The following is a 16,758-nucleotide window of genomic DNA, read 5'->3' as shown; positions in this document are numbered from 1 at the left end:
TAATTTTAGTATCATATCCCCTTTTTCTTTTTCTTCCTTATCTACTACGAAACTTACTTCTCTTCCCACCATCATTTCAGCTAAATCTTGTTCTGTTACATTATTAACCTTAACAGTATCAATTTTCTTTCCTCTTCTTATTACAGTACAATAATCTGCTACTGCTTTAATTTCTTTTAGTTTATGGGTTATAATAATGATGGTTTTCCCTTCTTTTGTTAAGTTCTTCATAGTTTTAATTAGGTCCCTTATTTCTTGAGGAGTTAAAACTGCCGTTGGCTCATCTAAAATTAGTATATCAGCTCCTCTATAAAGAGCTTTTAATATTTCAACTCTTTGTTGCATTCCTACACTTATATCCTCTATTTTCGCATCTAAATCTACATGTAGTCCATATAGTTTAGATATTTCTTCTACTTGGTTTCTAGTTTTTTCTACATCAATAACTCCTAAGCCCTTAGTTGTCTCTTTTCCTAATATAATATTTTGTAAAACAGTAAAAGGTTGTACCAACATGAAATGCTGATGAACCATACCAATACCATTTTCTATAGCCACATTTGGATTATCTATATCTATATTTTTACCATTTATAAATATTTCTCCCTCTGTTTGGCTATATAAACCGTAAAGTATATTCATTAATGTAGTTTTACCAGCCCCATTTTCTCCTAATAAAGCATGTATTTCTCCTTTATGAACTGTAAGATCAATATTTTCATTTGCTACAAAATCTCCAAATTTCTTTGTTATATTTTTCATTTCTATTACCTTTGTAGAAAAATCTGTATTGCTCAATAGGGTGACCTCCTATCCAATATCTAAGCAGCTCAGACCATCGCCTGAGCTGCTTTTGGTTTTTTTAATATTTTTAATCTAATTCCTCAATGTACTTTTCTGCATCTTCAAGAGTTGCAGGTACTTCTATTTCTCCATCTATTATTAACTTCTTTATTTCTTCAATTTCTTTTAATATATCTTCTGGTACGTGTTTATCTGATGTTGGTGCTATATCTACTCCTTCTTCTTCTAAACCATATACTACAGTTTCTCCACCTGGATATTCATCATTTAATAAATCTTCTACTATTTTATAAACTCCTACGTCCACACGTTTCATAGCAGAAGTCAAAACGTTGTCAGGTGCCATATAGTTTTGGTCTCTATCTACACCTATAGCCCATTTATCTTGTTCTTTTGCAGCTTCTATTAATCCATCTCCAGCCGCTCCTGCTGCGTGGAATATAATATCTGCCCCTTGGCTATACATTTGAGTAGCTATACCTTTAGCTTTTCCTGCATCTGAAAAGTCTTCTACATATTGTCTAAGTATTTCTACATCTTTATCGGCGTATTTTACTCCAGCTTGGAATCCGGCGTCAAAACCATGGATTACATCTCCTTCAATACCACCAATAAAGCCAACTTTTCCTGTTTCAGTCATTTTTCCTGCTATATATCCTACTAAAAATGATGGTTGTTCTGCTTCAAATACTACACCTACAACATTATCTGGCGTATCTTCATAGGCAAAGTCAATAATTGCATATTTTTGATCTGGATTAGTTTCTGCTGCTTCTAATACTGCGTCACTTAATTTATATCCAATACCCCAAATTAAATCATTACCTGCATCATATAAAGTTTCAAAGTTTGGTTCAAAATCCGAATCTTGTTCAGACTCTGCAACTGAAACTTTTATACCTAAATCTTTTTCCGCTTCTTTTAAGCCTTCATGAGCTGATTGGTTAAAGGATTGGTCATTAACTCCACCTTCATCTGTAACCATAGCAACCTTTACTTCTTCATCTGTTTGTCCTTCTGCAGGCGTTTCAGAATTTTCAGGTTCTTCTGGGTTTTCATTTGTCCCACAGCCTGCAAGTGTAATAGCTAATGTTAGAATAAGTAATAATGATAATATTCTTTTTTTGTTAATCAATTAAAACTCCTCCTTTATTTTATTAAAGTGAACTCAACTTCACCAGTAACTATTTCTACATTTATCCCCCTTTTTCCTCCTTATTTATATTACTATTTTACAAAAATGACTCCAAGTTAACCTTGGAGTCTTATAGTATATTAACAAATGTTTGATTCTTTTGCAATATAACCTTCTTTTACAAGAACATTGGTTGCCTTTTCTAATCTTTCTTCATTTACCATAACAACTGGCCCAGTACAACCCATACCACTTTCTGCATATATTTTATTTTTCCATAAAACTTGTACTGCATCTTCTAGTTCCATAATATCTATACCTGAAATTGTTCCAGTTACTGTCTCTGCTGGTGGTGCCTCAACTTCCTCTACTTTTGTTTTTTTACTTCCTTTATCTAATGCTTTTAATATTTCTTTTAATCCTGCCTTATTTACCTTTTCAAATTCTTCTTTAGCAATAGATTTTAAATTACCTTTGGCTAAGTTTGCACCATAGGCTATAGCATTGGCTACTACAGGTACTCCACTTGCTCTAGATAAAATTAATATTACCCTATCATAATCTTCACCAATTCCAGGACCATAGCCATACCCTAAAGATTCATAGCTACCACCTGTTGTATAAGATGAAAATACTTTCATTAAAAGATTACCAGTTAATGTATCCGTCACCATAATATCTGGAGTACCAGTTAATAAATCATTTCCTCTCATTATGATACCACCATCAGCTCTCATGGTTTCAGCAAAGTTTATGTTATATCCATTATCATTTAATTCTCTAAAGGCTCTTTCTACTTGCACAGCTCCATCTACATTTAGAATACCAACTGTTGGTTCTTCTAGTCCCATAGCTTTTGCTGTAATTATTCCATAGATACCATTTTTAATCATTGCTTCAACTCTATGAGAAGATGAAGTTCCTGTTGTTGTGGCTAAAGTCATTTCTTTACCTATCCCTGGTGTTACTACTCTACCTACAGTGGAAACGCCTATAGGAAAATTGTAATGCATAGTTACAGCACAATCAATATCTCCATTATCTAAAAGCTCTTCCATCTTTTCATATCCTTCATCTTCAGTATCAGCAACTACTTGCTCAAGATCACTGTCTACTTTTGGCCCAATTAGTACAACTTCGATAGAATTATCTCTTTCTTGAGCTAATTCTGCTCCTTTTACAAGGTTTTCTACTCCATGTTCACTACCTAAAGTAGTAAGGCCTACTCTTGATTTATTACCAAATTGACCTGTTTCTAATCCTTCTGCTATATCGTTAAAAACTTTTCCTACCATACCTTTAACATTTTTGTCTACCATTTTATCACCTCTAATCCTTAAGTAGATGTGAAGCGAAGTCTTTCATAGATTCAGCTACTAATTTTCTTACTTCTTCTTCTGAAACACCTTTGTCCTCATCTACTTTTCCTGGATTTTTCTCAATAACTATAGACACACCATCAAATAAATTAGTCATACGACCTAGGAATAAACTACCTTTCCCTACTACCATAGCTCTATTAATTTTTCCACTTAATATATCTTCTCTTGCGAATCCTGCATAAGGTACTCCTGAAGGTATATGTCCTTGGGTTGGTGCCCATCCTACCATACCATGTTCTTTAATAAAATCATTTAATTGAGTTCTTTCAATATCTTTTTTCATAACACCTAATGCAGCTATCATCTTATAGTTTGCAGTTGGCACATCTCCAGCTCCAGCTGGTTTCGTTACATCTGGATTTTGCATTTCTACTGAATATTTATCTATATCTGTAATCTTCATATCAGCTTTATCTAGTGGATCAGTAACTAATGCGGACATAACTCCTTGTGGAGATGATCCTGTTCCAACAGTATGTCTTCCTACTATATCGGTTCTGAAAATTGGGTTTTCACCGTCATTTTCACTTATTAGCACTGCAAATCCTCCAAGAGTATCTTCTAATATTGGAAATCCTTTCTTTATATGATCCTTACCATTCATACCTAATTTTGCCGTAGATCCTCCAGCAGCTACTACTACATTTTTAAATACACCTGCTTGAACTAATGCACTAGCTTCAATTATAGCATGAGTTGGTGCTGCACAGAATCCTCTTGTGTCAGAACCAGTAGCATTTGTAAGTCCTGCTGTCTCAGCTAATGCTTTCGCAAAGTTTCCTCCACCTCTTTGGTTCATATCTCCACAAGCTTCTTCTGAACATTCTATAACATATTCAACATCTTCAGGATTAATATTATTTTTTTCAATTAAATTCATTATTGCTAATGCACCTGAAGCTTTAACGGCTAGATTTTCAAATAAAACATGTGCACTTAAATTTGTATCTATCTCATGAGCTTTCTTTACACAACCAACAATTTCTCCATTGTTAAATAATCCTTCTGCACCTTGTTCATTTATAAGTTTTTCTATATCTTCTTTGTCATCACCTTTACCTAGTTTAGCTATTAATTCCTCTCTAAAACCAGGGTGATCTTCTAGCTCTACTCTTACTTCATTAGTAAATTCTTCAGTTAACTTTACTAAGTCAAAAGCATCTACTATTTTCATCATACCAATAAACTCATCTTGTGGCATTATTTCTCCATATTTACCTTCTCTAGTTGCATTTTCAGCTTTTTTATCATGCCAAGGTTGTTTATGTTCACCTAATTCTTCTGGAGTCATACCTCCTATATAAACTTGATTTGGCATATAACTTACAACTTCTTCAAATGTTCTTAAATGTTTAGGTACTTGTTTTAAATAATCTGAATCTGGATTAATAGCTCTTTCTGTAGTTTGTGTAGTTCCATTATTTATAACCATCTCCGGAGCATGTAAAAGTACATATCCAGCTCCTTTTAACACTGGGAAATTCATATTTCCACCTCCAATTATTTTTTATGTAATAAGAATATTCTAGCTTATTAAAGGGTGATAAAATTTTATCACCCTTTAAATAATATTGTCACTATCTATTCAAATACAGTTTGATCGTCTACTTCCGTAGTCAATCCTTCTAATGCTTTTTCAACTAAGTCTCTTCTTAATTGTTTTTCTTCCTCTGGTTCTAAATTTGGATTTCCTAATGGATGAGGAATAGCAATTGCTGGTACAATTCTATTAGCTCCAACTGTTAAGGAAATTGGCACAACTGTACACATATGAATTACAGGAATCCCTGCACGTTCAATTTCTTTTACCATCGTTGCTCCGCAACGTGTACAAGTACCTCAGGTTGAAGTTAATATAACTGCGTCAACTCCATCAGCAACTAGTTCTTTAGCAATTTCTTCAGCAAAACCTTTAGCACTAGCTACTGCAGTACCGTTACCTACAGTACTATAGAAGTATCTGTGTAAACCACCTATTTTTCCTTCCTTCTCCATATCCCTTAATACATCTACAGGAATAACTCTATCTGGATCCTCATTAGCATATACTGGGTCATGGCCACCATGGGCTGTTTCATGGGTTTCTCCTGTTAAATCATCTAAACCTTCTATATCATATTTACCATATTTAGACGCACTTGATGACTCTATATGATCGGGATTTCCTTTTGGAACTATACCACCAGATGTTACTATAGCAATTTTAGCTTTAGTAATATCTTTAATCGCTGGATTTGGTTCAACTCTATCAAAGTCAGGCATTGGGAATTCTGTTTCAAATTCCTCTTCCTTTAACTTTTTAATAAGCATATCTACTGCTCTTTCTGAACCTCTCTTCTCAGTAAAGAAATTCTTTCTAATACCTCTTGGTATATAGCCTTCTTCATCTGGAGAACCTATTTCTTCATTTTTAGCTAATTTTAATGCTAAAGGTGCCATAGCCTTAACTGCTTTCCTCATACCTGCAGCACTATTTCTAGTTGATACTATATATACGCTGTTCTTAAACATATCGGCACCAGGATTTTCTATATACATTCCTGTTAAAACTGGAATTCCTAATTCTTTTTGAACAGCATCAGTTATGGTTCCTGCCGCAACTCCGTATCTACCTGCGTTAAATGCTGGTCCAGCTATAAATAAATCCGGATCATACTCTTTAACCATATCTAATACTGTAGCTGTAGCTTCCTCCATATTTTCACCAAAATAGCTATCACCACAAATTATAGTTGCAACTATTTCAGCTTCCCCTTTAAAACCTGCATTAAAAGCCATACCTGGCCCTACTGCACCTTCTCTAACTTCGGGTTTATAATCAGCTTTTTCTTCTCCACCGATTCCAGCAAAGAATTGATTTATATAATGTACAACTTTAATTTTACCCATTTAATTCCCCCCTCTCCTATTTTTTATTGGCTGGGATTTTAGTCATTAAATTTACAAAATTCTTCTCTTATTTCACTTACTTCTTCAATGATATCATCAACATCTAATACCATTTCCATCATACCAATCTGTTCATCATATACATCTGAATCTACTTCATTTTTAAATTCTGATTCTACAACGTGATATACTCTAAGTCCTAACTGGACTCCTGCTAATGGACCTGCAAAAGTTGGGTCTCCAGCTGTAACGGTTTCAGCTGCTAATCCAGCTGCTTCACCTTCAGCTCCTCCTATTAGAATAACCATATTTTCTGCTCCATATTTTTCAGTTAATTCTTTAACCCTCTTTTGATTTTCTAAGTCCATAGCTCCTGCAGCAGTTCAGACAAAACATTCAGTTGATGAAAATACTACTTCAGCTTCTGTAGACTTTAAACATTCTTCAATAGCTGGTCCTGGTATACCATCTCTATCACCAATAATAATAACTTTTTTATTTGCATCAAACAATGCCATCTATTCCACTTCCTTTCATTTACGATTTATTTTTTAACACATTTACTTTCTAATAACCTTTTGCTGACATTTTATTAAATCCTAGCTCATTTGTAGCTCCTGTAATAGCTTGTAATTCCACAGTAATTGAGCCATCTTTCTCTAAACTACCATCAAATCCTCCAGCAATTATATCTACAAATTTTGTATCTCCTATTACCTTGTCCATTGAAGGTAATTCTATTACTTCATTTGCATTACCACCAGTTACAACTGCATTTGCTAGTGGATCTGCGTCAGCTAAAGATTGACTTGCACCATCTCTACCTGCATATTCATCTGTAATAATTACTGTTTTTATACCTTTTTGTTCAATTTTCTTACAGTTCATAATAAGGTCTGTATCTGGATTTCCAAAACCTTCTTGTGAAATTACAACACCATCTAACCCTAGGAATTCTGCTATTTTAGCTGTCCAATTTGAAGACCTTTCCTTATCAGCTAGATATACATTCTCATTAGTAACTATTACTCCTAAAAAGTTTATATCTTTGCCATGTCTTGCATATAAATCTTCAACTACTGGATTATTTAAATGATGGTAAGATGTATTCTTATCACATGCAGATACACAATTACCACTTAATACTGCTCCATCAAATACTTCAGTTGGATACAATAAAGTTGGTACTATTTCTTTTACATCTACTCCATATACATAAGTGTCATGAAGCAAACCTTGACTTTGTAACATTTGAACATAAGCTACTTTTGGTAAATCAGGATATTTTTCTACACTTTCTAGTAAAGGTAATGTTTCATAAACTTCTACCTTATCAGGTTCTAATTCCTTTGCAGCTTCTCCTAAATAAGTTGCTATTTTTAATCCTGCCATTCTAAGAGCTTTTTCATGTTCGTGTTGTTTTAATCCTTCTGCTGGTTCACATAATAGTACAACATTGTTTAATTTTGAAAATGGAGTGTAGTCAGCTCCTGGACCTGTCATGTCAATAATACCTTCTTGGAAACCTACAATCTTTCCAGCTGTAACTACTGCACAACCTTTAAGAACATTAGTTTTTCCACTACCTACAGTTTCCACCTTTGAAATCATTCCTGGGAATACTCCACCTGGACCTTCTACTTTCACCCTTGGTTCTATAACGTCCTTTACAGGAGTAATTCTTACACTTTCACCAGGCCTTGCTAATTCTACATCTACCTTTTCTAAATGTTCATCTTCCTTAACTAAGGAAACTATTTCTTCTTTGTTCACGTATAAAACCCCATCTTCTACTTGAGTTTTATCACCAAATTGAACGTCTTTGATTAATATGTGACCTAATTCTAGACGCATAAAGTCACCTCCCCTTAATTTTAAAGTATCTATTTTAATTCTAGGCAAAATGCCTAGAATTAAAATCATTATGCATATTTTTTAATTAAATTTTCTACACTTGAAGCTGTAGCTTCATCTCCTACTACTGAATCTACTTTTTCACCATCTTTGTAAATAGCTATTACTGGTAATCCTAATACTTGTTGAGAAATAGCAAGTCTTCTTGCCTTAGTAATATCTAAGCTTGAAAATTTAATTTTGTCACCATATTCTTCTTCTAATTTTTCTACATGTGGCATTAAAGCCTTACAAGGTTCACAAGTTGGTCCCCAAAAATCTACTAATACATAACCATCAGCTTTAAGAACTTCATCTTCAAAATTCTTTTTAGTTAACTCTAACATATTAATTCCCTCCTCAGGTCTTTTTTAATCATTAAAAGCATTATTAATATATCTTTCACTTTGTACAGCCGCAATAGCTCCATCAGCTGTAGCAGTTATTACCTGCCTTAAAGACTTAACTCGGACATCCCCAGCTGCAAATACTCCTGGAATTTCTGTATTCATATCATCATCTGTTTTAATATAACCATTTTCTAATTCTAATTTACCTTCAAATAATTCTGTATTTGGTAAATAACCAATAAATACAAATATTCCAAATGTACCATCATTTTCATCAGCAAATATTTCTTTCTTTTCCTCTGTTTTTGTGTTTTTAACTACTATAGATGATACTATGCCTTCACCTTTTATCTCATCAATTACAGAGTCCCATAAGAAATCAATTTTATCATTAGCAAAAGCTTTTTCTTGTATAGATTTTGCTGCCCTTAATTCATCTCTTCTGTGTATTATAGTAACTTTTCTAGCAAACTTTGTTAAATATATTGCTTCTTCTACTGCTGTATCTCCACCACCCATTACAAATACCTCTAGGTCAGTAAAGAAGTCCGCATCACAAGTTGCACAATAGGATACTCCTCTACCGGTAAACTCTTTTTCTCCTGGACAGCCTATTAATCTTGGCTCTGCACCAGTTGCAACTATTACTGTTTTTGCTTTATATTCTTCTTTTTCACACTTAATAACCTTAATTTTGTCATCAAGATTTATATCAATAACTGTGTCAGTAACCATTTCAGCACCGAATTCTTTAGCTTGATCTACCATTCTCCCAACTAGAGATGGTCCACTTGCATTTTCCACTGAACCTGGGTAATTTGCAACTTCCGCTGTAGTAACTATTTGACCACCTGCTTTTTCTTTTTCTAAAATCAAAGTTTTAAGTTTTGCTCTGGCTGCATAAAGTCCAGCTGATAATCCTGCAGGGCCAGCTCCTATTATTATTACATCATAAATTTCAGTCATAGTTTTCTCCTCCTTCATTATCCTATATTTTATTATTTATATTTTACTTCTTTATTATACTAATAGCTACATCAATATGATGTACCTAATTAATATTATAATAGATTATCTAGCACAGATGCAACTATTGATAAATCAATAACCTGACAATCCTTTAAGGTTTCTTCGCTAAATTTTGGATTTTGATCATCTTTTAAAAATTTTTTTGCAGTTTCAATACTTTGTTCTATCATAAGTAGAGAATCCATATCTAAATCATTTTCATTAGCAATAGCTATAGTTTTATAAGGAGTTTCGTTAGGCTTTACACTACTAGATAGTGGATGGGTAAGTAGTTTAGAACCTGAATGTATCTTGTTCCTAACAATCTCCAACAATTTCAAATAGCCTACTTCCTGATATTCTATAGGAATACAACCGGAGTATTTTTCTTTAATCAAAGGATTATTTGTAATAACGTTTATATCTTCCATAATATATTCTCCTTAGAACCATTATATAATAAAGCATTTTTTACATTAAAAAAAACAGAATGGAAAGAGCAAACTACTGTGCCCACCTACCCTGTTCATAACCTGAGAGTTTCCCCTCAAAATGAGGATTGCTCCTTCGGTGCTTTCGCTTCCCAGAGTCCTGTCTAAATACGGTCCTTTTGCCTGAGATTATCACTAGAATTGGCAAACTCCTAGCTTAGTCCTTCGGCGCCATTACAAATTAGTCTCTCCCGTATTTATCATCCAGAATAAGGATATTAAATTGCTAATTTAAATTATTACTATTTTGTTAAGTTAATAACAACTTGGTATTATCATTATATTATATAATTAGGAAATTAACAACCCTATTTTAAAATTTTACAAAAAATTTATATTTGTTCTACATCTAATACATATTGTACTATATTTGATGAGTGATCTGCAACCCTTTCTAAGTTACTTAATATATCAAGAAAAACCACACCAGAGCTAGGTTCACACATTAATTTATTCAATCTTTCAATATGATTTACCCTATATTCTTTTTCTAATTCATCCACCTTTTCTTCTGAATCTTTAACCTCCATTGATAAGTTATAATCCACTTCTTCAAAGGCTTCAATGGCCTTTCTATATATTTTTTCGGTTCTGTCAAACATTATTTTTAATTCGTCAAGAGCATCATCTGTAAATAATAATCTATTATCTATCCTATACTGAGCCAATTCTGCTAAATTATCAGCATGATCTCCAACTCTCTCTATATCATTTATTGTATAAAATAATGTATTAACTAAACCATGTTGCTCCTCTGACAAAGGTTCATTAGACAGTTCTACTAAATAAGTAGTTATTTCTCTTTCTAACCTATTTATTACCGTTTCCTGTTGGAAAACTTCATTTGTCAGTTTCTCATCCTTATTTAAGAAAGATTTTTTAGCATTAATAAGATTTTCTCCAACTATATTTGCCATTCTTAAAACTTCTTTCTTTGCTTGGCCTACTGCAATAGACGGTGTTTCAATTATTCTTGAATCTAAGTAGTTATAACCTGTTGATTCTTCATATATATCACCAGGTACTAACTTTGTTGCAGCCTTTACTAGTAAGTTAGCAAAAGGAAATTGTATTGCTACGTTTAAAATATTGAATAAAGTATGGGCATTTGCAATTTGCCTCTGTATATTATTAGGCGTAATATAAGTTACCAAGACTTGGATTGGCACCCTCAATAATGTCATAAATATAATAGTCCCTATTAAATTAAAAAGGAAGTGTATAATTGCAGCTCTTTTTGCAGTTTTATTGGTTCCTACACTAGATATTAAAGCTGTAGTTGTTGTTCCTATATTGTCTCCAAATAGTATAGGAAAAGCAATATTAATATTTATTAAGCCTTGAGATGCTAGAGCTTGCAAAAGACCGATTGAGGCACTACTACTTTGGAGTATTGTAGTTAAACCTAATCCAACTAAAACACCTAAAAACGGATCATCTAAGCTTATTAATATATTTTTAAATGTTTCATTTTCACTTAATGGTGCTAAACTATTCCCCATCATATCCATTCCAATAAAAAGAATACCAAATCCCATTAATATTTCCGAAATATTTTTTGCCCTTTTACTTGATGTCGTTATCCAAATACCAACGCCTATTGCCAAAACTAGTGGGGCAATATCTGTTAAACTAAAAGCTATTAATTGAGCAGTAATAGTAGTACCAATATTGGCTCCCATAATTACTCCTACTGCTTGACTAAGAGTCATGAGCCCTGCATTTACAAATCCTATAACCATAACAGTAGTTGCACTACTACTTTGGACAACCATCGTTACTAAAGCTCCAATTAATACACCCATTAACCTATTATTGGTTAAGACTTCAATTAAATGTTTTAATTTTTCACCAGCTACTTTCTCTAAACTCATGCCCATCATATTCATACCATATAAAAATAATCCTAAACCACCTAAAACTCCAAAAGCAATTTCCATTTCAAACCCCCTAATATAATTTTTTGTACATAATTATATAATAACATTAATGTGAAGTTCTTATGTTAAATCTATGTTAATTTTTATTTAACACAAATTTTTCAATAACTTTAGCTACACCATCTCTATCGTTATTATCAGTTATATAATCAGCATATTCTTTGGCCTTTTCTTCCCCATTTTCCATGGCTACTCCTAAACCAGCCATCTTTAACATTGATATATCATTTTCATTATCTCCAATAGCTATAACTTTAGATGTAGGTATATTAAACTTCTCACATAATAGTTTTAAACCATTACCTTTAGTTACTCCTTTGTTCATAATTTCTATATTATTAGACCAGGAACTTGCTATTTCTACACCATTTATTTGAGAAATCTTTTTTCTAAATTTCAATAATCTTTCTATATCCCTATCTACAACAATGTACTTATACACTCTAATTTGATTTTTTTCTATTTCTTTTAAAGGAGCTTTCATAACCTGATAATCTACTCCATGATAAATATTCTTTTCTCCAGTCCAGCCTTTAAAAAGTTCTGAGGAAGCATTTTTTTCTGTCAAATAAAAAGTTTCATCATCATAAAAATGATAATAAACTTCTTCCTTCTCAGACATTTTAATTACTTCTTTTGCTACATCTTTATTAATAGCTGAATCATAAATAACATTTGATTTTCCCTTTTCAGCTACAAAAGCTCCATTACATGAAATAATAGGAGTAGTTAGTCCTAAGCTTTCTGCATATTCATTAGCAGAAGTAAACAACCTTCCAGTAGAAAGTATTATATTCGCTCCCAAAGATTTTGCTTTCTTTATAGCCCTTTTATTTCTTGAAGATATTTCATTATCACTATTTAATAAAGTTCCATCCATGTCAATTGCTATTAATTCATATTTCATCTTTTATAACCCCCATTTTATTTTTCCAATAAACAGTATACCATATACATTAAATAAAAATAGCGAATAAACAGTATATTAAACTATCTATTCACTACTAACTTATAGTCTATTTAAATAAAAGCTTAGTTTAAACAGTCCCATTAATTTTAAGGCCCAACCTTATATATATAATTACTAGGCTTATAATAATCTGAAGTTATTTGCTTTGTTTCTACGATCTTACCATTCTTTATAATTTGTTTATAAGTATTAACCTTATATCCTTCTCTACCTTGCTGCACAACTTCTTTAGCTCCAGGTTTTAAACTATTATCTTTTATTTTTTCTGTTTTAGGTTTAACTTTTTCAACAACTTCTGAAGTAATTTTTACTTGATAATCTTTAGAATTCTTATCCCCATAAACACGGGCATATACTTTGTTATTAGATACCTCCATAGTAATATATACTGGAAAATCAAAATCATTTTTAAACCTTAAATCTATATGTCCATAGGATACAGTTGCATCGTGCCCTAAATCCACATATTTTACTGGGATAGAGTGATGCCCCCTTTCCACAATAGTCATATTTGCTAATAGCAAAGCATTATAAAGTGTAGTAGATGTTTGACATACTCCTCCACCTAAACCTGGAATAAATTCACCTTTTACTATTATACTTGCCTCTTTATACCCATTTTTTACATTTCTTGGCCCAGTTAATTCGTTAAAAGATACAGTTTCATTAGGTAATAATAGTTTACCACTTACTGATTTAGATGAAATTCTTATATTTTCTTTTCTATCTTTGCTGCTATTACCAAGAGAAGTTGAAAATTCACCTATAACTCCATTAACTCTTCCTAGAAGTTCTTTTTTTACTTTAGGCTCTATAATGTTTACGGGTATTTCTATATCTTTTAAAATATATATATTATCTTCTATAGCTGTTTTTAAAGTCTTTTCATCTACTTCTCTTCCTAGGACTTCTTCAGTAACTTGAAAATTACCACCGTTAAAATTAAAAACTGCATTTTTGCTTTTTAAATTAATATCCTTTTTAATTTCCTCTACATGTTTGTCAATTAACTTTTTATCATAGCTAGACTCTAATTTAAATGTCTTCCCTTCCTTTTTAGTATTACTAATTATCTTTAATTTATTAATAAAAGTACCTTGTCTCCCTATATTATAAGCTTCATCAACTGCCTTAGAATAATCATATTTAAATCCTAAGTCCTTCAACCCTATACTATAAACTTTATCTCTATAGTTTAGTTTCATTTCTTTGCCTTCTAATTCTTCTTCTCTTTTTGATTCTATAAGTTTAATTGCATCTTCTTTAGTTTTATTACTAAGGTCAAATTCTTCTACTTTTATCCCTTCATATATAGTTTCTACATTTAGAACACTATAAATACTATAATAAGCTACCCCGAACAGTATTGCTATTACTACTAATACAAGATATAAAATCTTCCGGCTTTTTTTGCCCGTTTTTTCCATAGCCAACCCACCTTTAAATTTATTGTAGTATAGATTCCTCTATACTGAGTCTGGTAAACCAAGGCCTTTAGAAACCCACGACTTTAATCTTGGCGGGTTCACTTACTATCCCAGTATACTTCTATATTGTCTAGTTCTTTTAATGGCTCCATATACTTGGCTTCTCTTCCATTGACTTTTAAAATTAGTCTTCCCTTAGGTTTTGATAAATCAAAATCTATGTGGTTAAAGATATCTACAAATATGAATTCTTTTTTATCGTATGTAAAGCTTTTTTCTTCTCCATTTATCATTAAATTTATCTTTTTCCCATATTTTTCTCTATTACTAGAATATTTAAAGGTAGTTATACTATCTCTATTATTCAGCTTGCAATTAGTTTTTTTCTTTTCATCATTTACTAGTACTTTATAGTCCTTAGTATCTATATTCAAAAACTCAAGTAATTCATTTAAATAAACTACTTTATCCTTACCCTTACTACCATCCACTATTCTTATATGATCATTATTATTTAATTTTGTGTTTAAATTAGCTTCCTCATTATTTACATATATCTTAGCTGGTTTACCAGCTTCACCTTTTAACACTTTCTTTTCTTCATTAAAATAAAATATAAAATCTTTACCTCTTTCAGGAATTAACTTTCTTGGATTATATCCTGTAAGTATTAAAACATCTGAAACCTTTATATCCTCTGTGTTGAATACTCTGACCTTTTCATCATTCATATATATTTCTAAAAAATTTTTATTATTACTGTTTAAACCTTCTAAAGCAATTCCAATAGGTGTAATAATGTCTGGCCCTCTAAACTCATCACTTAAGCCTTCTATATCCCCTATACTACTAACGTCCTTTACTACTACTCTCTCCTTAGGAATACCCAGATTTTTAGCTATAAATCTATCTAACAAAGGAATTTGACTACTACCCCCTATCAAGAAAACTGCACTAGGGGCCTTTCCATTACTATTCATTATTTCTTTACTTATTTCTTCTGCCAAAGTATTAACTTCATCTTTAATATTAGATATTATCTCCCTAGAGGATAGGCTCCTTTTAATACCTAATATATCTTCTATTTCATGATTTTCTCTTTTATTTAAGCTTATTTTTAACCTTTCACTAGTGTCAAAATCCAATAAATAGTACTCTGAGATTTTTTCTGTTATTTCGTCTCCAGCTAAAGAAGTCATAGCATATGCAACAATGGCCCCATCTTTTGCTATAGCAATGTCTGAAGTACCAGCACCTATATCTATTAAAGCAATATTTAATAATCTTAAATTCTCCTTAATAGATGCGTTAATAGCTGCAATTGGCTCTAGGGTCATATTCAAAACCTCTAGTTCAGCCTTAGTTACTACTGCATATAAGCCTTCTATTACTGTTTGAGGTAAAAATGTAGCTAATAAATCTACTCCAATAGTTTCTCCTCGGTGACCTTCTAAATTTTCCATAAAACTTTCATCTAAATAATATTTTACAATGGTATAACCTATGCAAAAATATTTAAGATTGTTTTTTCTACCTGCATCTATTTCTTCTTGGGCTTTTTGTATTGCCTCTAATTCTAAAGCATTTATTTGCTCTCTACTAATTTCTTGGGAGTTGTCCACTTTTTTATCAACCCTAATTCTATGGGTCTTTAAGGAGCGTCCTGCCGCAGCAATGGAAACCTTTTTTAATTTTATATCTAATTCATCTTCTAATTCTTTTTTTATTTCCTTAACTATTTTTGTTACCCCTTCAATGTCATGGATTTGACCATCATACATATTTCTTCTATCATGTTCTTTTATAACACTTGATAGTATTTTAAAGTCCCCATTTTCATCATACTTTCCTACCATACCTATTACAGTTCTTGTACCTATGTCTAAAGAAAAAACCGTCATAATATCGCAGCCCTTTCATAATTTAATTTTGTATATCTATTTATTATTATAATATAAACAATAATCTGTCAATGGACAATCTTCACATAAAGGCCTTCTGGCTTTACAAATCCTTCTACCATGAAGTATTAACCAATGGTGAGCCTTAGACCAAAGTTTTTTGTCTATATTTTTCATTAAATCTTTTTCAGTCTCTAAAACATTATCACTATTAGCTAATCCTATTCTATTAGATACCCTAAATACATGAGTATCTACTGCTATAGCATCTACTGAAAATGCATTACTTAAAACTACATTTGCCGTCTTTCTACCAACCCCTGGCAATTTCATAAGTTCTTCTCTTGTATCCGGAACTTTTCCACCATATTCTTCTACTAATATTTTACATGTCCCTAAAATATGTTTACTTTTATTCTTATAAAAGCCACAACTCCTTATTAACTCTCCTAGCTCCTCCTGAGTAAGTTCTAGATAATCTTCTGGCTTTTTATATTTTTTGAATAAATCCTTAGTTATTTTATTAACTCTTACATCAGTACATTGAGCTGATAAAATAGTTGCTATT

General features: G+C 31.9%; 15 protein-coding genes and 1 riboswitch. All 15 genes read right to left on the bottom strand.

Features of this window, described 5'->3' with window-relative positions:
- Positions 1-762: ATP-binding cassette domain-containing protein (locus VK071_11845; protein ID HLR36004.1), on the bottom strand; the 762-nt coding region annotated here is incomplete at its 3' end.
- Between the two features lie 109 nt (positions 763-871).
- Positions 872-1,939, bottom strand: coding sequence for a BMP family ABC transporter substrate-binding protein (locus tag VK071_11840; protein ID HLR36003.1), 1,068 nt, complete (start codon positions 1,937-1,939; stop codon positions 872-874).
- Positions 1,940-2,079: 140 nt separating this feature from the next.
- Positions 2,080-3,258 carry a glycine/sarcosine/betaine reductase complex component C subunit alpha gene (gene grdD / locus VK071_11835; protein HLR36002.1) on the bottom strand — a complete coding sequence of 393 codons (1,179 nt, stop codon included), beginning with the start codon at positions 3,256-3,258 and terminating at the stop codon, positions 2,080-2,082.
- Positions 3,259-3,268: 10 nt separating this feature from the next.
- Positions 3,269-4,807 (bottom strand): glycine/sarcosine/betaine reductase complex component C subunit beta, encoded by a 1,539-nt coding sequence (grdC, locus tag VK071_11830; protein HLR36001.1) that lies wholly within the window; start codon positions 4,805-4,807, stop codon positions 3,269-3,271.
- Positions 4,808-4,902: 95 nt separating this feature from the next.
- The gene (gene grdB / locus VK071_11825) at positions 4,903-6,210 is read right to left on the bottom strand and encodes a glycine reductase complex selenoprotein B (protein HLR36000.1); all 1,308 of its coding nucleotides are present in this window, start codon (positions 6,208-6,210) and stop codon (positions 4,903-4,905) included.
- 38 nt (positions 6,211-6,248) lie between these two features.
- Positions 6,249-6,728, bottom strand: a complete 480-nt coding sequence (gene grdA / locus VK071_11820; protein ID HLR35999.1) for a glycine/sarcosine/betaine reductase complex selenoprotein A — start codon at positions 6,726-6,728, stop codon at positions 6,249-6,251.
- A gap of 49 nt (positions 6,729-6,777) precedes the next feature.
- A complete protein-coding gene (locus tag VK071_11815) occupies positions 6,778-8,064 on the bottom strand; it encodes a glycine/sarcosine/betaine reductase component B subunit (protein HLR35998.1) in 1,287 nt (428 codons plus the stop codon).
- A 68-nt stretch (positions 8,065-8,132) separates the two neighbouring features.
- Entirely contained in the window at positions 8,133-8,450 is a 318-nt protein-coding gene (locus tag VK071_11810) for a thioredoxin domain-containing protein (GenBank protein HLR35997.1), read from the bottom strand.
- A gap of 24 nt (positions 8,451-8,474) precedes the next feature.
- Complete coding sequence (trxB, locus tag VK071_11805) at positions 8,475-9,419, bottom strand: thioredoxin-disulfide reductase (protein ID HLR35996.1); 945 nt, start codon at positions 9,417-9,419, stop codon at positions 8,475-8,477.
- A 95-nt stretch (positions 9,420-9,514) separates the two neighbouring features.
- A complete protein-coding gene (locus VK071_11800) occupies positions 9,515-9,892 on the bottom strand; it encodes a GrdX family protein (GenBank protein ID HLR35995.1) in 378 nt (125 codons plus the stop codon).
- Between the two features lie 161 nt (positions 9,893-10,053).
- Positions 10,054-10,156: riboswitch (glycine riboswitch) on the bottom strand.
- A gap of 128 nt (positions 10,157-10,284) precedes the next feature.
- Complete coding sequence (locus tag VK071_11795) at positions 10,285-11,892, bottom strand: Na/Pi cotransporter family protein (protein HLR35994.1); 1,608 nt, start codon at positions 11,890-11,892, stop codon at positions 10,285-10,287.
- Between the two features lie 76 nt (positions 11,893-11,968).
- Positions 11,969-12,799: a Cof-type HAD-IIB family hydrolase gene (locus VK071_11790; GenBank protein HLR35993.1), complete on the bottom strand. Its 831-nt coding sequence runs from the start codon at positions 12,797-12,799 to the stop codon at positions 11,969-11,971.
- Between the two features lie 149 nt (positions 12,800-12,948).
- Positions 12,949-14,289, bottom strand: coding sequence for a VanW family protein (locus tag VK071_11785; protein HLR35992.1), 1,341 nt, complete (start codon positions 14,287-14,289; stop codon positions 12,949-12,951).
- 98 nt (positions 14,290-14,387) lie between these two features.
- Positions 14,388-16,190 (bottom strand): cell division FtsA domain-containing protein, encoded by a 1,803-nt coding sequence (locus tag VK071_11780; GenBank protein ID HLR35991.1) that lies wholly within the window; start codon positions 16,188-16,190, stop codon positions 14,388-14,390.
- Between the two features lie 36 nt (positions 16,191-16,226).
- Positions 16,227-16,758: endonuclease III (gene nth / locus VK071_11775; protein ID HLR35990.1), on the bottom strand; the 532-nt coding region annotated here is incomplete at its 5' end.

The organism is Tissierellales bacterium (assembly GCA_035301805.1).
Taxonomy (GTDB): domain Bacteria; phylum Bacillota; class Clostridia; order Tissierellales; family DATGTQ01; genus DATGTQ01.
The sequence above is the reverse complement of the archived record's forward strand: the minus strand, read 5'-3'. Positions and strand labels throughout refer to the sequence as shown.